Source organism: Ferruginibacter sp. HRS2-29 (assembly GCF_024343615.1).
Lineage (GTDB): Bacteria > Bacteroidota > Bacteroidia > Chitinophagales > Chitinophagaceae > Ferruginibacter.
Genome location: NZ_RJUB01000159.1, coordinates 160,891 through 180,091, shown reverse-complemented (window position 1 = coordinate 180,091; position 19,201 = coordinate 160,891). Strand labels below are relative to the sequence as shown.

Sequence of the window (19,201 nt, the reverse complement as noted above, 5' to 3'; positions counted from 1 at the left end):
TGCTGAACAAAGTACCTGCCTGGTAAGCAGTTCCGTTGATGCTGTATTCCAGGTTGGCACCCAGCGGCGAAGTAACCGTTATGCTGCCGGTGATGACCGTACAGGTTGGCTGTGTAGTGGTAAATGTTGGTGTAGCAGGCCCTCCCGGCGGATTAGCCATGGTGACTATTGCAGCGGAAGAAACGCAGCCGGAAGTATTATCCCTTACCGTAACATTATACGGCCCCGGGTTAAGGCCGGTGAATACCACGGCTGGCTGATAGTTGACCCCATCGATGCTGTATTCATATTGGGTACCCAAAGGAGCACTTACGGTAATATTTCCACCTGTGGTGCAGGTTGGCTGCAGGGTGGCCGTGGCTGTTGGTGCCGGAAGTGTTGCTGCGGCAACAATCGTCACTATAGTGTTTGCGCTCGTACAGCCCGTAGGGATATACCGTACGCTCACATTATAGGTGTTGGGGGCCAGCCCTGCGAAAGTTGGCGATGATTGGTAAGGCCCGCCGTTGATACGGTATTCATAATCCGGTCCCAACGGAGCGGTGATGGTGGTAGTACCGGTATTTAAAATACAGGTGGGTTGAGTAACAGATACTGTTGGTGCAGGAACGATAGCTGCTGCCGTTAGCACTACTAAAGTCCCTGCCGAAGTACAACCGGTGGTATTATCCCTCACCGTAACATTGTAAGATGCCGGACCAAGCGCCGTAAAAAACGGGCTCGCCTGGTAAGTAGTTCCGTTGATGCTATAAGTATAATTGGCCCCGATCGGCGATGTTACTGTAATGGCCCCACCGGCTACGCAGGTAGGTTGCGTAGAAGTTGCTGCAGGCGGTGCAAGTGTAGATGGATTGCTCACCACTACTACAGTTGCATTGGAAGTACAGCCGGTAGTAAGATCCCTTACGGTAACATTGTAAGAGTTAGGTGCAAGCCCCGGAAACACAGGGCTGGCCTGGTAGGTAGTTCCGTTTATGCTATAAGTATAATTGGCGCCGATCGGCGATGTTACTGTGATGGTTCCACCTGCTGCGCAGGTAGGTTGTGTTGACGTTGCTGTTGGCGGTGTTAGTGTAGATGGATTGTTTACCACTACTACTGTTGCATTGGAAGTACAGCCGGTGGTAATGTTTCGCACAGTAACATTATAAGAATTAGGGGTAAGATTCGGGAATACCGGGCTGGCCTGGTAAGTTGTACCATTTACACTGTAAGTAAAGTTGGCACCCAGCGGCGATGAAACCGTGATGGTTCCACCAGTAGCACAGGTAGCCTGTACCGTAACCGAAGCCGTTGGGGGGCCTGCGCAGCCGGAGGGGCCACTACCACTACGGTAGCCGCAGATGTACACCCGGTGGTAAGGTTTCGTACCGTAACATTATAAGAATTAGGAGTAAGGTTGGGGAATACCGGGCTGGCCTGGTAAGTTGTACCATTTACACTGTATGTAAAGTTGGCGCCCAGCGGCGAGGAGACCGTGATGGTTCCACCAGCAGCACAGGTAGCCTGTACCGTAACCGAAGCCGTTGGAGGGGCCTGCGCAGCCGGAGGGGCCACTACCACTACGGTAGCCGCAGATGTACACCCGGTGGTAAGGTTTCGTACCGTAACATTATAAGAATTAGGGGTAAGGTTGGGAAATACCGGGCTTGCCTGGTAAGTTGTCCCGTCGATGCTGTAGGTATAGTTGGCACCCAGCGGCGAGGAGACTGTGATGGTTCCACCAGTAGCACAGGTAGCCTGTATAGTAACAGAAGCTGTTGGTGGCGGCAAAGCCGAAGGATTATTCACCACTACTACCGTAGCAAGTGAAGTACATCCCGTGGTAACATTTTTCACCGTAACGTTATAAGAATTCGGCGATAGGTTGGGAAATACCGGGCTGGCCTGGTAGTTTGTACCGTCGATGCTGTAGGTATAATTGGCTCCCAGCGGCGAAGACACCGTGATGGTTCCACCAGCTGCACACGTTGCCTGCACGGTAACCGAAGCTGTCGGGGGCGTAAGTGGCGCCAGTATGTTGATAGCCCCCGAAACATTGCTCGGGGTGGCGCAGGTATTCGAATTGGTTACTACACAATAATAATAAAACGTACCGGCAGGCGTATTGGGTGGTGTGTAAGTGGCCGAAGTAGCTCCCGGTATGAGTGTGCCACCAGTATTGGACGCTGTTGCATTTACATACCATTGGTAACTGCTCACTGTTCCGCTTCCTGCTGTAGCTGTAACGGTCAGTGCGGTAGCATTCTGTCCCGGACAAACATTTTGCGGGGTCAGCGAAGGCTGCTGCGTAAACGTTGGTGGAGGAGTGATATTGACCGTAACATCTTTCGTGAGCGGGCAACCTCCGGTTGTCACACTGGTTACCGTATAAGTGGTAGCGATGGTAGGCGTAGCCGTAACTGTTGTGCCGGTAGGCGAACTCAATGTAGTTGAGGGCGACCAGGAATAAACACCGTTTCCACCGGAAGCCGTAAGCACAGCGCTTCCGCCGGGGCATACCGATGCTACCGGCGGGGTGATGTTGAGCACGTTTACTCCGGATAATGCCTCGATGGTGAAGGTACAATGATCACCGCCAAAGCCATCGATCATCAGGTAGTACGTATTGCCTACGGTAAGCCCCGAAGCTGTTACCACCGAAATGATCGGCTGGCCCGGTGCGCTGTAAGGGTAAATATGCGGATAACAACCATAAGAGGTTACCGCACCCGTTCCGCAGGTACCGCTGAAAAATTCCATCTGGATACCACCGGTGTAATAGGCGCCACCAAAAGTGCTGGTATGCACCCAGATGGAAAAACTGGCCGTGGTAGCCGATGCGATGAATTTCACGAAGGAATTATTTTCTATACCGAAGCAGCTGCCAAGGTTGGAACCTGGCCAGTCCTGCACAGTATTTCCGTTAGTAGTTCCGCACACACCGCTGAAATCGCAGATGGAAGTAGCGTTGGCGCAGGTAGAAGTACCAGGTAAAGTAGTGGTACATGGTGGCAGGGCTGGTGGCGCCGGCGCCGGTGTGTTGGAAAAGGTAAGTGAAAAATTCGTCAGTGTTCCCGTGCTGCCTGCATTTCTCCTGTCCTGTACACAGATAGACCATACCCCGTTGGCATTTTGCCCGTTGTTGACTGCCCCTAAAAGCCCTTCGGGTTTAAAAATGCCGGTGTAAGGCGGCGTACCCGATTTGATGGGGTTGGCGGCGGTAGCGGTAAAACAGGTGCCGACATAATTATTTCCAGCGCCGCCGTTTTGCACGGAAAGCGGCACCACGGTTCCATCCGGAGCCCTCAGTACGATCTCGATATCCCCCACATCAGGATGGGTAATGTTAAGACAAACCTGTGCCAGTCCGATGGTAGTAGCGTTGATATTACCGATCCCGGTAACAGTTACGGGAAAGCATTTTTGCGTGGTAGCACCATTGGGAATGGCTGCTGCACCCCCGGTAAAATTGGCTGTGAACGTCTGCGCCCGGGAAAAAATACCCAGCAACAGCACAAATGATAGCAGTAAAAACTTCTTCATATAAGCTCGTTAGTGAAAAGGATCGCTAATATCCAATAAAAACCCCACAAAATTCAATGTTGACGGCGTTTTACTGTTAAGTGTGGATTAAATTTCAGATTTCCTGTGAGAATCGGGGAAATCCTGGTAAAAAGCGACTTATCATTCCTCTGATATTATTCATCCGGTGGGTATGTCAACAGATGGCATATATCAATGATGTTGTGCATATTCCAACGATTCCGGTCGCCGGAATATTTTGGTGTTATAATTGTATAAGAAAAAATTCTAAATACTGATTATGACCATCCACCATATTTCCCCTACCAGCCCCAACAAGATCCTTATTGTAGATGATGAGGGCGATATCTGCTACCTGCTCAAAAACGCGTTGAAAGGTTCGCCTTACGAGCCCGACCATGTGAATACGCTGGCACAGGCCGAAATATTCATGAAAGAAGAAAAACCAGCCGTACTGTTTCTCGACAACCGCCTGCCCGACGGATGGGGAATAAACTCCATAAAAAATATAAAAGCGCAATACCCTTCCATGAAGATCATCATCATCACCGGCGACTCCTCTTCCAACGATAAAAAAAGGGCCCTGGAAAACGGTGCCAGCCTTTTTATTCAAAAACCATTTACGAAACAGGAGATACTGGAGGCGGTAGAGAAGGTTCAAAAGGTTTAAAAGGTTCAAAGGTTCAAAACGTTATCCGCACTGATCAACCTTTTGAACCTTTGAACCTTTTAAACATTTTGAACTTGCTACAAAACCAGAAGCACTCTCAAAGAATTGAAAGTGCGCTGGTACAAAACCCCTGTAACTATGAATACTTGTTCACCTTCGCGAAGGCGGGCGTAAGGTGTCTGTTCTTTTTGAAGTACCGGTATGTAGCCGGTTTTGTGTTACCCTTCTTTCGGCGGGTTATAAAAAATGCGATGATCCCGGCCGCGAGCCCTGCAGCCATTGCTATTGTTCCTTTGTTTTTCATACCGTTCATTTTTTGATGTAGTAATATTGTTTCACTTAGCATAAAACAATATCTGCACCAAAACGCAGGGCCGGTAAGAGCCGGGGCTAAATAACCCCGGCCTATGCTGATAATTCCACTTTGTGTCATTCAGCGGTGACTTTTCATAGGTAAATCAATCCTTCACAAAGCGTACGCTCACACCATTGCTGAGTTTTACAAAATATACGCCTGATGAATATTTGCTGATGTTCACATTTACCGTGTTACCTGTGATGATGAAGTCGGTCAGTTTTTTTCCATTGGCAGAGAAGATCGATGCCCTGGTATTGATGAGCGACATATCCGAAACATTGAGCGTAACCGTACTACTGGCCGGTGAAGGATACAGCAGCACCACATCTTTTCCCTGTTTACATCCGGAGTTGATGCGTGCGATATAAGTGTGCACCACTTTTCCATCCTTGCCTACAATTTTCAACCGGAACAAATGCGTGTTTTCATTCTGCATCGTGTAATTGAAATTGTAGGCGGCTTCCAGGCCAGCACCACCAGTGGAGGCTACCGATCCTATCCTGGTATAATTGCCATTGCCATCATTGCTCATTTCCACTTCAAAATGATCGATGTTCAATTCAGCGCTGGTTGCCCACGACAACTTTACATTACACTGCTGGCCCGATGCGGTAAAGCGTTCAAGCGTTATCGGTAGTGTACCAGTTACAGTAAAAGTAGCCGATGCATTGTCGTTGGCAGTTTGTGTGTTTCCTACGATCACCGGTGTTACCCTATCGGAATTAAAGGTGACCGTACCACTACCTGATACCAGTCCACGTACATTCAGTTGCAGGTCTACCACTTCGCCTTCATCTATCATCGCATTGTTTACAAGGTGCACTACACCAAATGCGCCGTTGTCAAAATCTTCCACTACAAATTTCGGGATCGCGTTCACCGAAGTGTAAGCGTATTGTCCCGGAAAAGAAATGGTGAGCCGCACGCTGTTGGCAGGTATCTGGCCGGTAGCGTTGGTAGAAGTGGCTTCATTGGTGAACCTGAACCTTAGCACCGCAGTGCCTAATATATTTTGCCCCAACGGCACTTGTGAAATTGCTTTTGCAGACGGATCCGCGTTTACCGCATTGGGTGGTATCTGTGCATACAGCCTCGGCTGTGTGATAAATAATAATAAACCCGTAAGCAGTATCCCGGCTGATGATCTTATAATTGGTTTCATAATAAAAGATTTTAATGGTGAATTAGTTAGCTATGTTCAATATTCTTACCACAGCATTATTATTAAAGTTGACTTCCTTGCCCGAACCGTTGAGGATCGATACCGTCTGGTTTTCCGTACCCTGTGCTGCACCTGTAAGTACCTGCATGGAGATGGAGAACCTGGAAGTGTTCAGCGCTGAGATGTTGTTGGCAGGCTTCAGCTCGAAGATCATGGCGACGCTGGTGTTGGTCACCAATGTCCAGTCGCCATTGTTTACGGCAAGAGCCCCGGGTACCGATGCTGTGGTGGCATCGGGGTCGAACGTGTAATTGAAATTATCCGATTTGGTGATCCTGACGCGGATAGGCGCAGCCACATTATCCGTTCCGTTCCCGGTGATCTCATTTACCTCGATCACAAAGTCCCTTGTGGTATTGTTGCTTTCTACAAACGTACCATTGGCGAGCCTGGTGGTGGGTGTAAGATCGGGGAATACGATCTGCGTAACGAGTATGTACAATGTTGCGCTGGCGCAATCCTGCGGCGTGCCGTTATCGCAGGTGTTGTAGGTAAATGCCACAGGCCCTGTAAAACCGGGTACCGGTGTAAATGCATAACTGCCATCGGCATTCAGTACCAGTGTGCCTTTTCCGGGTATGGAAGTAGTTTGCGTGGCAACAGTTTGTGTATTTCCTTCGGGATCGGTATCGTTGATAGACACATTACCCGTGGCTATCATACCGGCACCTACCTGTACAAAATCATCCGCGGCAAGCGTGGTATTTCCGGAGCCGGTACCCGTTACATGAAATACCTGCATGGCTGTTGCGCAAAGGGCTGCAGGCATACTGTTGTCGCACACGTTGTACCGCAGCGTATCCGTTCCAACAAAACCTGCGGCAGGTGTATAAGTAATATCCCCGTTCAATGTATTTACCGTAGCGGTGCCATGCAGCGGGCCGCTCACCACAGTAACGCTCGACGGGAAAAGGCTTCCGCCAACATTGCCCGCCGCATCATTGGCAAGGCTATGCACCACCACCGGGGTGTTAACTGCTGTGGCAGCAATATCGGTATTCGCCACGGGCGGGTTCAGGGTATTGTTGGTATTCAGCACCGTAATGGTTAGGGTAGAATTGATACAGGCCTGGTCGGGTATGCATACGGGCACATCGTAGGCAAATACTCCCGGGCTTGTACTCACGAATGCATAGGTACCATCAGCATTCATGGTAATGGTGGCCCCTGGCAGATTAGTGCCTGCCGGAACAGGTGTACCATAAGTGGTACCTGTTGGAACGGCATCATTGGTATGCACATTACCCGGTACCAACACGTTCACATGCGTTACGTTCACATCGGGGTTGATGTATACATCGCAGGCCATGCCAAAGCCATATACTTTACCAAGGCCATTATCGCCAACCGCAAAACTGAAGAGTGTTCCCAATGTATTTCCCAGGTTCAAGACACCGCTGCTGAAATCGAGTGCTTTGCCCGGAGCGCCAATGTAGGCACGCACACTTTTTAACGGGCCGTTGGTATGTCCGCCACCGGCAACACTATAGCCTATAAGGCTCCCGGCGTTGATACCGGCATTGAAGGATACACTGTTTTCCAATGTCCAGTAAGGAGTGCTGTTGTAAGTACCGTTGGCATTGCCGGTAAAGATATAGGCAGCGCCACCTACAGCATTTGCGCCTATGATACCGATGCCGGTAGAGAGTGGTTCGCCCACAATGATATCGCCGATACCATCGCAGTTGGCATCATACATATTATCCATGGATGAGCCAAAGAGAGCATTCACATTTATATCGAGAGTAAGTAATTGTGTAAGCAGGTTGGGGCCGCGGGGCGATGTGATGGTTTGTGCGGATACGCCGTTGCTGTTTTTGGGAAACACATAAATATTACCCGTTTTCAGGCGCAGGCCAGGCAGGAGATCACTCAGCACGGATCCCGAAGGGGCGCCTACGAGTATGTTGCCGGTTCTTACACCATTGGCATCCCGCACACCTTTTACTTTATAACCAAACAGGTTGGCAACAGGCCCCAGCAACGGGCCGCCACCAGTAAGCTGTTGAATATTATTGGGATTGATATTGGTACCCGCCGCGTTACCCCTGTATACATAAGCAGTACCGCTCAGCAGGCTGTTGAGCCCGAGGCTCACGCCACCGGGTGCGCCTACTACTACCGTCTGCCGGTTGTTGTTGGAATGTGCACCACCACCATCTACACTGAAACCAAATAACAACCCCCCGAGATTGACGAGCCCGGGTAAAGAGACCAATGCAGGTGCATTCAATCTTGTAGCGGTATTGGTACCAATGTTGGAAGACAGGTATACAAATGCAGCACCGCTTCTCACCGGCACCAGCTCCAGCCCGGCATAACCGGGTGCACCTACCACCAGTTCCTCCAGGCCATCGCCATTCATATCGCCGGCGGCGGCAACCGAAAAACCGAAGAGTGCATTGATGGTCACGTTCGCACCCAATACATTGAGGATACCATTACTGAACAACCCGGCGCCGTTTAAGAACACTGAAGCTGTAGGGGCAGAAGGGCCGGCTGCGAGAGTAAGCCCGTTGAACACATATACCCTTCCTGCCGTAACGGTAGCAGTGGCCGGGGATCCGGCCACATTGGCGGTATACGATTCTCCCGGCGCTCCTACTATGATATCATTGTTGATGCTTCCTGCCACCGTACTGCCCACTACGTTTCCGGCCGCCACACTGAAACCGAACAACGCGTTCAGCAAAGGTGTAGCAGATCGCAACGTGCGGGAAGGCACAACCGGAAGCCCGGTAGATGAACCGAAATACAGGAACACCGCACCGGCACCGGCAATGGTATTGCCGCTGATGACATCTATCGCCGCTGGCGAACCTACCGCGATATCGTCGAAGCCATCATTGTTTACATCTCCTACGCCGGCGACCGTGTAACCATACAACGCATCGATCTGCAATTGCAGGTTGGTAAGCAGGCCGGGGAGTACCCCGTCCGCAGAGGTTTCCCATTCGGGAGCGTGTGTAAGCGGATCTACGGTGATGGGATATACGGCTTTGGAATCATCGATCACCAGGGCCATTTCATGTTCATTTCGCAATTCCATTTTTGCGATGAGTGGCGTGTGATGGGCATCCCACACTTTCAGCCCATCGTAGTTGAGCACACGTTTTCCCGATCGTTTGTCATTGAGTGTCAGCGTCTGATCGTTGAGCAAAGCGGCTTTCAGGTCGCCGGAAATTTGGAGCATCACGCGGAGGTCTTCAGTACCGGAAGGTTTTTCATGCACGATAAAATTTTGTCGCAGTCCTTTTTCCGTATTGTTATATTCAACATCGAATGCTGAATAATTGTACAACAAATGATCATCTGCAGCCTGCACTACCGCGGGGGAAGCATCAACGGAAAGGCCGCCCTTGCTGATCGCCGTGAGTTGCATGGTAGAAGACCAGTTGCCATCTGACGGATTAAAACGGATCGGTTTGGTGGTCAATGTTTTGCCATCTGTGATAAAACTCAGCCGTTGTTTGCGGTTGATCACCAGTTGTTTTCCATCAACGTTTTTGAAATAGTACTCCTGCTTTTGCAAATATTCTTTGGCGGCAGTTTCCCAGTTTTTGTCGGGTGCAATCTTTTTGAGATCGTTGTTTACAAGTGGATGATTTTGAGGAGCCAGTACATTTTTTGATAATGTTGATTGCGCCTGGCTGAGTGCGGGTACAACAATCAGTACCTGCAGGAGGAGTAGTAATTTTTTCATAGTAACGAGGTTTATTTAAAAAAACTTTCAGCTTTTCATCAACATCGGATTCGTATACAAACGTACGTAGGCGTGCTTCTTAGGGAAGTCCCCAAAAAATTCATTGTAATCCCCTAAAAGATCAAGTTGTGAATGAATTCGTAACCATCTGGTTCAAAAAATACTTCCCTTTTTATCTTTTTGGCACAATTTTGCAATGAAATCTTACGTAATCTTTTTGAAAATAAACCGAACCCCTACCACCTATGACTTCTTCTCCATCCCGCACCAACACTGCGGACCCGCTCTATAATTACATGCACAACGTGGCTAATAAATCAGAATGCGGATCCATCAACGACATCTTTCAGATACCCGCCGGCAAAGGCAAAGGCTTTGTAAAAAGTTTTTTTGTGGAAGAAGGTTTCTGCATGGGATACTATCATTTTTGTATGCACGAGGATATGTATTACAAATGGACAAACGACCGGGAAGACAACGGTGAGCAGACCTTCAAACTCATTTTCCGGCTAAAGAACAGCGAATACATTCATCCCGAAGACGATGGCAGCTGCACCCGTAATTTTGCAACACAGGATTCTACCATTCTCTACTCCACCGATTTTGAACGAACGGTTTTTGTACCGCAACATCGCTGGTACAATGCCATCGGCATGATCTTCTCCGAAACATGGCTGCAGCAAAATTTCCGCGAAGCCTCCAGGAGCATACACGATATGGTGAACCTGCTAATCAGAAAAAACAAACCCACGTTCATTTCCGAAAACATGGATCCGGCGCATTATGATATCGTGCGTGCACTTGCCCGTGAAATGACCAAAAAAGAATTTGCGCCCATACATGTAAAAACAAAAAGCCTTTTGCTGGTCAACGATTTTCTCGACCGCATCGTAAGCCGGAAAACATCCGACATCAATTCCAACCAGACCCTTTACCAGGCCGAGATGCAAAAAGTAGAATCGCGGCTCAGCGATTTTTTCAACAAGCCTTTCCCCAACCTCACCCTGCTCGCCAAAGAATTCAACATGAGCCCGGCTACGCTCAAGCGGCATTTTAAGATCGTGTATGGAAAAAGCATCCATCAATATTACCTCGAAAAGAAACTGGCATTGGGAAAAGAAATGATCGAATCCAAAAAGAAATCGATCTCGGAGATCGCGTATACATTGGGATATAATAAGATCAACAGTTTTTCAAAAGTGTTTAAGAAATATTATGGGAAGCTACCGAAGGAAATGAATTGAAGGGATGGATGATCTGTGATGATCACCCAGGTGAACGCTGTTTAGGGATGGAAGGATATTATATGGATTGGCACGCTCAGCTAAGTTATCGAAGGGTCGAAGGATTGCCTTCGAAAATTACCGTTTTTCAAAATTGGCCTTTTGTGTCTACCTTTTTTTGGGGGCGCAAGGGGGACACGAAAACGTGTCCATCGTCCTGTTTTTTTATTTTGTAGACACGCTTGCCTAATTTTCAAAAATCCGTTTTTTTTATTTTTTGCTTTTTACGGGTCGTTTACTCTCCCTTTTTCACGCATCACTTATCAGCCATCACTCTTCTGCCATCATTCATAACCGAGGAGTTACTAAATGTTTAATCCACGAATAAACTTAATAGTTCAACACGTTAATTATTAAAAAGTTTATATATCTTGATCTTACCAACAACTACCTGTATGAAAAAATTTAAAAAGATCTTCGGCCGCACGCTGCTTATTATTCTTGTACTGATTGGCGGAGCAATTGCTTATGTAAAATTTGCCCTCCCCAATGTAGGGGCAGCGCCCAACCTTACGATCGATAAAACCCCGCAGCGGGTAGAACGCGGGCGCTACCTTGCCAACCATGTGACTGTGTGTATGGACTGCCACTCTACCCGCGACTGGAGCCGGTTTTCGGGCCCCATGCAAGCGGGTTCCAAAGGGAAGGGCGGCGAATTATTCGATCAGAAATTCGGCTTCCCCGGATCGTTCTATTCCTCCAACATCACACCTGCCGGCATTGCCGGGTATACCGATGGCGAACTGTTCAGGGTGATCACTACCGGGGTAAATAAAAAAGGCAAAGCCTTGTTCCCCGTAATGCCTTACCACAATTATGGCAGGATGGATGAAGAAGATATCTACAGCATCATCGCTTACATACGCACGCTGGCCCCCATACAAAACACGGTACCCGAATCGAAAGCAGATTTCCCGATGAGCATTCTCATTAATACCATCCCTTCCAAAGCAGCGCTTACCAAAATACCCTCCCCGGCAGATAAAGTGGCGTATGGCGGATACCTCGTAAATGCCGCGGCCTGTATGGATTGCCATACACAATTCGACAAAGGCAAGCTGGTAGCAGGATCCGAATTTGGCGGCGGCAGGGAATTTCCTTTCCCGGATGGAAGCATCGTGCGCTCATCGAATATTACGCCGCATGAAAAAGGGATCGGCCTGTGGAGCGAAGATCAGTTTGTAAATACCTTTCACAGCAAAACCGATTCGCTTACGCAATCAGTCGTAATAAAACCAGGCGGGTTCAACAGCATCATGCCCTGGACGATGTATGCCAAAATGAAGGAAGAAGACCTGAGGGCGATCTATGCGTATTTGAAAACGATGAAGCCGATCGATAAAAGCTGGGAGAGGTTTACAGTGAAGAAGCAATAATTTTATTACAGGGTTGAAGCGGCGAGAACAACAAACTATTTGTTGCTTTTGCAGGGCATATAAAAAGAGGCGGCGTTCCGACAGCAAGAGAGATCTTTAAGAACGGAAAACAATCATGAAACTGATTTGCATCTTACATAATTTTACTTCATCAATAATTTCAAAATGACCAGATTATTCCTTCTGTTATTGCTGCCCTGTATATCCTTTGCACAGGCCGACAGTACCGATATCATTGTAAGGCGTATGATGGAGAAACAAAAAATTGTGGGGCTTTCGCTGGCTATCATAAAAAATGGCCAACCTGTTGTAAATAAAGGTTATGGCCTGGCCAATGCAGAACTGAATGTTCCTGTAAACTCTGAAACGGTGATCAGGCTTGGCTCGGTGAGCAAACAATTTTTTACCACGGCTATCTTAAAATTGATGGAAGAAGGCAAACTGGATATTGAAGACACGGTGCATAAATTTTTTCCGGATGCCCCCGAAACATGGCGGCCGATCAAAATAAAACACCTGATGTCGCATACATCCGGTTTGCAACGGGAAGGACCGGCATACGATAATTTCAAAATTCAACCGGATATCTACATCATCCGTTCGGCCTATAATTTACCACTGGTATTCACAACCGGGGAAAAATACCAGTATTGCAACCTGGCTTATTTCATGCTGGCAGAGATCATCACACGGGTAAGCGGCATGCCCTGGCAGGATTATATACACGACAACTTATTTGTACCGGCCGGGATGAACAACAGCTACCTCACCGATTTTTATATCATCATTCCCAATCGTGCAAATGGATACATGCATCGTGGCGATACCTTGCTGAACGCCACTTCCATGTATGCCATACGGCCCAGCGGCGGGTTTCTCTCCACCACTACCGATATGATCAAATGGGAAAAGGCATTAAGGGAAGAGAAGATCATTTTGAAAAAAGAGCATTGGGAAAAGTTATGGCAGCCATTTATCAAGACTTCGGATAAACCCGGTTCGAAAGAATATTATGGTTTCGGATGGCTGACGGATGAATACAACGGCCACAAACTGATCTGGCATGGCGGGTCGAATACTGGCTTCCGGTCTACCTTTACACGATTTGTAAACGACGGGCTTTCCATCATCATCCTCACCAATACAGATGAAGCAAATCCGAGGGCTATCGCAAATGAATTGGCGGATTATTATTTCAGAAAATAAATTCTGCCTTAGGTATTATTTCCAGCAATGGCTTGACAGAGAGATAAGAGCAGGAATGAAGCAGCTGCTTAATGACAGATCCGGGTAGAAATAGATTTATAAAAAACGGGGAGTAACCTGCGGCCAATAATTTGAAATTTTATTCAAAAATCGTCCTCCACTCATAAGGGAGTACCACTACTGTGGTTCATCCTCCCTGAAATAATTCTGAATTATTAAATAAAACGTCTTGTAGCAAATACCCTCCTTTGATTCTGCACGTTCCACAAATTGGCTGCGGTGAAAATCTTCTTCGGTTGCGCCTGCACGTTAGTGGCTAATGTTTCCGCTACTACGCTGGTAAGCTGTGTAAGTTCTGTTGCTGTTAAATGTACAAGTGCTGCTGTTGTTGTTGATTCAGTTCTCATGACTGTATTTTTTGTTGTTGAGTTGATTGTTTTTTTGATCGACCTATCTGGCCTTAATTTTTAATTCGTAATTCTTAATTGATTAGGCGAACCTCCTGATTGAAACCGCTTTCCTTTGTTTCTGAATGCTCCACAGATCGGCAGAAGTGAATGCTTTTTTAGTGGTTACTACTGCCAGTGTTTCGGCTACCTGTGTTGTCAACTGGTTCAATGTTTTTGAACTTAATGCTGCAAGAAATGTTGATTGAGTTTTCATGACTTTGTGTTTTATTGTTGTTGTTTAAAATGTTGTTGTTTTGTTTTCTAATAGTCTAACGAGGTCCTGTTTGTTTTGTTACAGATTTTTTAGCCTCCTGCTGTTTTCTGTTATCAGCGGTTAAAATCTTTTTTAAGAGGAGGATTGCTGGTTTGAGTTTTTTTTAGTCCCTTTCTCTTACCCTTCTTTCCCTTTTCCCGTTGATAGAACAAAGATATAACATTACTAGGTACTATACAACACATAGTACCTATTTAAAAATAGTAATTACTAATACATTTTAGTTTAATTCAATGAAATACATACAGTTAACTTATTCAGGCTGGGTTAAAAGGTTTTTTCAGGTTTATATGAACGGTAAATATCCGGGACAATCGGTATTTGAAGGAACGTCACTTTTAAATTTTCGACCAGGGGAGCAGGAAATTAAGCACACAAGAAGGGGCAAGTAGAAACCTGCCCCGTTTTGAAACAAACCTTTACCTACAGTAAAAGTGTATTTTAACTGATGATATTGTAAACGTAAAAATGTGGGGAGTACGGATGGGTGCCGGTGCGCACCTCATATACTAGACGAGGGCACAACTCAAAAGGTTTTGTAACATTCGAGAAATTACTACAAGAGTATTTACATTCCTCCGTTAGTAAAACTGCCAGACGAAATAACAATAAACTGTCTTAATTTTAAAGCCTATGAACAAAAGATCTTCATTGATACTTGCCCTGCTACTCGTGATACTACTGGCTTCAGTGGTATTTAATATATACCTGTTTAAAAAGAATGAAGACCTGGAAACGAAAGTGAAAACGTTCATTCCGGCGGCACTGAGCCTGGAATCGGAGAATAAACGGTTGCTTGAAAACGAAAAAGCCTGCCAGGAAAAACTCGATCAGCTGACCTTTTTCCAGGATAGCATCCTGAATGTATTGAAGAAAAATAATCCTGCACTTACACCGGAAAACCAATTAATGACACCTTATCCCTCAACCACTCCGGCAGATCCATCCATACAACAGCAGCAGGCTCCGATGCCGCAGACCGGAACGTTTAAGGACCTGAATAAAGGAATACAGTAAATGTAAGATCTATGATGTGAGATGTATGATATCTTCCGGATAGGATGATTTACAGAATAACTGAATATTCGCCAAGCAGGAAGATATCATATATCCTACATCTACCATCATACATAAAAAGAGCCGTTCATTACTGAACGGCTCTTCCGAAAATATATTTGTATTTAATTATACCCTGAAGTGAGCAAACGCTTTGTTAGCTTCAGCCATACGGTGTGTATCTTCTTTCTTTTTGTAAGAAGCACCTTCACCTTTGCTTGCTGCTACGATTTCGTTCGCCAGTTTGTCTGCCATGCTACGGCCATTCCTTTCGCGGCTGTAACGTACCATCCATTTGATGCTGAGAGATATCTTCCTGTCCGGACGAACCTCTGCAGGAATCTGGAAAGTAGCACCACCGATACGGCGGCTACGTACTTCAACACCTGGAGTAATGTTAGTCAAAGCTTTTTTCCAAACTTCATATCCGTCTTCACCTGTAGTTTTAGCTACTTTATCCAGTGCATCGTAGAATATGTTGTATGCTCCACTCTTTTTACCTTCCCACATAAGGTTGTTTACAAAACGGGTAACCAGTTTGTCGTTAAACTTTGGATCTGGAGCCAGAGGGATTTTTTTGGGCTGTGTTTTACGCATTGTTATTTATTTTTTCAGCGGCTGTAATAACCACCGGGAAATTTTTATTTAAATTATTTTTTAGCTTTTTTAGTACCGTATTTACTGCGGCTCTGCTTGCGATCTTTCACACCGGCGGTATCCAGGCTACCACGAACGATATGATAACGTACACCCGGCAGATCTTTCACCCTACCACCACGTATCAAAACGATACTGTGTTCCTGCAGGTTGTGTCCTTCTCCCGGAATATATGCGATCACCTCGATCTTGTTAGTCAAACGAACTTTGGCTACTTTACGCAAAGCTGAGTTTGGTTTCTTAGGCGTTGTCGTATACACCCTGGTACATACACCACGGCGCTGAGGACAAGCATCAAGAGCCCTTGACTTGCTTTTTGCCTTAATAATTTCTCTTCCTTTTCTTACTAATTGTTGAATAGTTGGCATTAATTAACCTTTTTTTTCGGACGGCAAAGGTAAGGGAAAATTTAGATGAAAAAAGAAAAAAATATAAAAAACTTTTTTGATTACATGAATTTTAGCGAATTACACGAATTACACTATTTTTTTATACAAAATCCCATACAATTCCAAGTACCTTAATTTATTCTTTATCATGCATTAAAGAAATATTCCCGCATTGGCGGGAATATAATTCGTGTAATTCGCTAAAATCCGTGTAATTAAAACTAGGCTTTCACCATCCACCCGTGTGTATCTTCCCTCTTGCCATAACGGATATCATTGAGCCTTGATTTGATCTCAGGGGCTGTTTTCCAGGCATTTGTATCAAATTCCATCACATAGTCCTTATAACGCAGTTCCTTAATCATAGAGATGGTAGCTGCAGTACCCGTACCGAATACCTCGTACAGCAACCCTGCCTTATGGGCATCTATCACATCATCAATGCTCAACGGGCGTTCTTCCACGTTGAACCCCATTTCTTTAAGCAATACGATCACGCTGTCCCTGGTAACACCGGCCAGTATAGTACCCGCTTCCAGGTCGGGGGTGATGGCTGTATTGCCAATGATGAAGAACACGTTCATGGTGCCGCATTCCTGTACATATTTGTGCTCATAAGCATCTGTCCACAGTACCTGGTCGTACCCTTTCTTTTTGGCTTCAGCGGTGGCAAACATGGCTGCCCCGTAGTTGCCGGCAGCTTTTGCATACCCGATACCACCGGGTACGGCACGTACATATTGCTCTTCCACGTAAATACGCATCGGGGCACTGTAATAAGGGCCTGTAGGGCTCAGAATGATCATGAATTTGTATTTTTCACTCGGGCGCACTCCTATCATTTCATCTGTGCTGAACATGAACGGGCGGATATATAAAGCATGGTCTTCCTTATTCGGTATCCAGTTGCTGTCCATTTCGATCAGTAATTTCATCCCTTCCATGAAAATATGTTCGGGTACCTGCGGCATCTGCATCCTTTCCGCGGAAATATTGAAACGGCTGAAATTGTCGGCCGGACGAAAGATATAAGGTTCTCCCTGTGGGTTTTTGTAGGCTTTGATGCCTTCAAAAATAGCTTGTCCGTAATGGATGGCTGCCAGCGAAGGCTCCATCAGCAGCGGCTGATAAGGCTTTATCTCAGGGGTTTTCCACTCACCGTCTTCATAATCCACTTCCAGCATATGGTCGGTGAAATATTTTCCGAAAGGAATATTCTCCAGATTGATATCGTTTAATTTACTACGTTCTACCTTTGTAATATTAAAATCAGCTGCTGCAATCATAATCATTAATTTTACTGCAAAGAAACGAAAATTCGGGGGGATAAAACACGCTTTTATGAGTTTAGACAATATTCAACTACCACCTGTTTTGATGCAGGATCTGTATAAAAAATCGTTGGTTGATTTAGATTCCCGTCAAAAGACAGTCGCGGAGCCTGTAACCGGCAGCTGGCCTTTTTTAGGCAAAAACGAACGCTCGATCGTGCTGATTGTCAATGAGAAAGACACCGCTTTTTTATCCGAGAACGATCTTGCATTCCTTATGGGAGTACTGGGTGCCTGCAAACTATCCATGGCGGATGTGGCGCTGCTCAACCTTTTCAAAGTGCCGGCCATGAATTATGAAGGGCTGATGCAACAATTTTCTCCTTCCACAGTGATCTTTTTTGGGGTAGAGCCGGCAGATATAGATTTTCCCTTACAATTTCCTCAATACAAGCTGCAGAACTATAACAACCAGACGTACCTGTGTGCACCACCTTTATCGGTGCTTGCTGCGCAAAAAGACCAAAAGGTATTGCTTTGGGGATGTTTGAAAACAATGTTTGGAATTGCTTAATCAATAAGACATCTCTCTGCCCCCCTGCCAACTCATGGTCTCACCAACCGCAGAGAACCAGAGAACACAGAGTTTTCGCAGAAATAAAAATCAGACAATGACCACATTAATATTTGCCACCAATAATCAAAACAAGGTAAAGGAAATAAGGGCCGTATTGCAAAATGGTTTTGAGATCATCACTTTGAAAGAAGCGGGTATCGATATCGATATTCCAGAACCGCATGATACGTTGAGCGCAAACGCTACAGAAAAATCTACCGTCATCCATCGCCTGACAGGCAAAAATTGTTTCAGTGAAGATACCGGCCTGGAAGTGGCCGCACTGAACGGCGAGCCGGGTGTAAGAAGCGCCCGTTATGCCGGAGAGGATAATAATTTTCAACATAATGTATTGAAACTTTTGGCAAACATGGAAAATACGGAGGACCGCTCCGCACAATTCCGCACGGTGATCTCTTTGATCCTGGATGACAAGGAATACCAGTTTGAAGGGATCTGCAAAGGCCACATAACACGCCATCAGCAGGGCGCCGGGGGATTTGGTTACGATCCTGTTTTTATTCCTGAAGGAAGCGATCGGACATTCGCCGAAATGACGATGGAAGAAAAAAATATTTTCAGTCACCGCAAGAAAGCGACTGCACAACTCATACAATTTTTAAACGCTCAGTATGGCAAGGATAAAAGTTGATATCCCCGAAAAAATATTACTCACGGTTAAGTTGCCCGTACGCATCACCGACATCAATTACGGCAACCACCTGGGCAATGACGCATTGATCAGCATCATCCATGAAGCCCGGGTGCTTTGGCTGAAAGAAGGCAATTACACTGAATTGAACATTGGCAATGCCGCCCTCATCATGAGCGACCTGGCAGTGGAATATAAATCAGAAGCTTTTTATGGCGATGAACTGTCTGTTGCCATCAGTGTGGGGGATGTAGGCCGCGTTAATTTCGATATTTACTTCCTCGTGACGAACCAGCACTATAAGGTGATCGCTAAAGCCAAGACAGGTATGGTGTGTTATGACTATACGGCGAAGAAAGTGGCACAGTTGCCGGAGGGGTTCAAGCGTTTCCTGGAAAAGTAGTTTTACAAAGTTCAAGAGGTTCAAAACGTTCAAGAGGTTCAAAATGTTCAAGGGTTAATCAATTTTTTAAACATTTTGAACCTCTTGAACC

Annotated in this window: 16 protein-coding genes; 8 read left to right on the top strand and 8 right to left on the bottom strand. The window is 46.2% G+C overall.

Annotated features, from left to right (window positions below; all coding sequences use genetic code 11):
* Positions 1-1,203 precede the first annotated feature (1,203 nt).
* The gene (locus EGI32_RS20090; RefSeq protein ID WP_255157457.1) at positions 1,204-3,525 is read right to left on the bottom strand and encodes a proprotein convertase P-domain-containing protein; all 2,322 of its coding nucleotides are present in this window, start codon (positions 3,523-3,525) and stop codon (positions 1,204-1,206) included.
* Between the two features lie 280 nt (positions 3,526-3,805).
* On the opposite strand from EGI32_RS20090, the gene EGI32_RS20085 reads away from it, so the two are divergent.
* Positions 3,806-4,195, top strand: a complete 390-nt coding sequence (locus EGI32_RS20085; protein WP_255157456.1) for a response regulator — start codon at positions 3,806-3,808, stop codon at positions 4,193-4,195.
* Positions 4,196-4,653: 458 nt separating this feature from the next.
* Here EGI32_RS20085 and EGI32_RS20080 read toward each other — a convergent pair whose 3' ends face one another.
* Positions 4,654-5,715 carry a T9SS type A sorting domain-containing protein gene (locus EGI32_RS20080; RefSeq protein ID WP_255157455.1) on the bottom strand — a complete coding sequence of 354 codons (1,062 nt, stop codon included), beginning with the start codon at positions 5,713-5,715 and terminating at the stop codon, positions 4,654-4,656.
* A gap of 22 nt (positions 5,716-5,737) precedes the next feature.
* The gene (locus EGI32_RS20075; RefSeq protein WP_255157454.1) at positions 5,738-9,478 is read right to left on the bottom strand and encodes an Ig-like domain-containing protein; all 3,741 of its coding nucleotides are present in this window, start codon (positions 9,476-9,478) and stop codon (positions 5,738-5,740) included.
* A gap of 245 nt (positions 9,479-9,723) precedes the next feature.
* Between EGI32_RS20075 and EGI32_RS20070 the strand changes: the two genes are divergently transcribed.
* The 3 genes from EGI32_RS20070 (at position 9,724) to EGI32_RS20060 (ending at position 13,343) form a co-directional block, all read left to right on the top strand.
* Positions 9,724-10,722, top strand: a complete 999-nt coding sequence (locus EGI32_RS20070; RefSeq protein ID WP_255157453.1) for an AraC family transcriptional regulator — start codon at positions 9,724-9,726, stop codon at positions 10,720-10,722.
* Positions 10,723-11,156: 434 nt separating this feature from the next.
* Complete coding sequence (locus EGI32_RS20065) at positions 11,157-12,137, top strand: c-type cytochrome (protein ID WP_255157452.1); 981 nt, start codon at positions 11,157-11,159, stop codon at positions 12,135-12,137.
* Positions 12,138-12,302: 165 nt separating this feature from the next.
* The gene (locus EGI32_RS20060) at positions 12,303-13,343 is read left to right on the top strand and encodes a serine hydrolase (RefSeq protein WP_255157451.1); all 1,041 of its coding nucleotides are present in this window, start codon (positions 12,303-12,305) and stop codon (positions 13,341-13,343) included.
* Positions 13,344-13,558: 215 nt separating this feature from the next.
* Here EGI32_RS20060 and EGI32_RS20055 read toward each other — a convergent pair whose 3' ends face one another.
* Positions 13,559-13,750 carry a hypothetical protein gene (locus EGI32_RS20055; protein WP_255157450.1) on the bottom strand — a complete coding sequence of 64 codons (192 nt, stop codon included), beginning with the start codon at positions 13,748-13,750 and terminating at the stop codon, positions 13,559-13,561.
* A gap of 82 nt (positions 13,751-13,832) precedes the next feature.
* Entirely contained in the window at positions 13,833-14,006 is a 174-nt protein-coding gene (locus EGI32_RS20050; RefSeq protein ID WP_255157449.1) for a hypothetical protein, read from the bottom strand.
* Positions 14,007-14,699: 693 nt separating this feature from the next.
* Between EGI32_RS20050 and EGI32_RS20045 the strand changes: the two genes are divergently transcribed.
* Positions 14,700-15,083, top strand: a complete 384-nt coding sequence (locus EGI32_RS20045; protein ID WP_255157448.1) for a hypothetical protein — start codon at positions 14,700-14,702, stop codon at positions 15,081-15,083.
* 168 nt (positions 15,084-15,251) lie between these two features.
* Here EGI32_RS20045 and rpsG read toward each other — a convergent pair whose 3' ends face one another.
* The 3 genes from rpsG to EGI32_RS20030 all read right to left on the bottom strand — a co-directional run bounded on the left by rpsG (position 15,252) and on the right by EGI32_RS20030 (position 17,454).
* Positions 15,252-15,719, bottom strand: coding sequence for a 30S ribosomal protein S7 (rpsG, locus tag EGI32_RS20040; protein ID WP_255157447.1), 468 nt, complete (start codon positions 15,717-15,719; stop codon positions 15,252-15,254).
* 53 nt (positions 15,720-15,772) lie between these two features.
* The gene (gene rpsL / locus EGI32_RS20035) at positions 15,773-16,147 is read right to left on the bottom strand and encodes a 30S ribosomal protein S12 (RefSeq protein ID WP_255157446.1); all 375 of its coding nucleotides are present in this window, start codon (positions 16,145-16,147) and stop codon (positions 15,773-15,775) included.
* A 242-nt stretch (positions 16,148-16,389) separates the two neighbouring features.
* On the bottom strand, positions 16,390-17,454 hold the full coding sequence (locus EGI32_RS20030) for a branched-chain amino acid aminotransferase (RefSeq protein WP_255157445.1): 1,065 nt from the start codon (positions 17,452-17,454) through the stop codon (positions 16,390-16,392).
* Between the two features lie 55 nt (positions 17,455-17,509).
* Between EGI32_RS20030 and EGI32_RS20025 the strand changes: the two genes are divergently transcribed.
* The 3 genes from EGI32_RS20025 to EGI32_RS20015 all read left to right on the top strand — a co-directional run bounded on the left by EGI32_RS20025 (position 17,510) and on the right by EGI32_RS20015 (position 19,110).
* Entirely contained in the window at positions 17,510-18,013 is a 504-nt protein-coding gene (locus EGI32_RS20025; RefSeq protein ID WP_255157444.1) for a hypothetical protein, read from the top strand.
* A 97-nt stretch (positions 18,014-18,110) separates the two neighbouring features.
* Entirely contained in the window at positions 18,111-18,707 is a 597-nt protein-coding gene (rdgB, locus tag EGI32_RS20020; protein ID WP_255157443.1) for an RdgB/HAM1 family non-canonical purine NTP pyrophosphatase, read from the top strand.
* Positions 18,688-19,110, top strand: a complete 423-nt coding sequence (locus tag EGI32_RS20015; protein ID WP_255157442.1) for a thioesterase family protein — start codon at positions 18,688-18,690, stop codon at positions 19,108-19,110. The genes rdgB and EGI32_RS20015 overlap by 20 nt, the downstream gene beginning before the upstream one ends.
* Positions 19,111-19,201 lie beyond the last annotated feature (91 nt).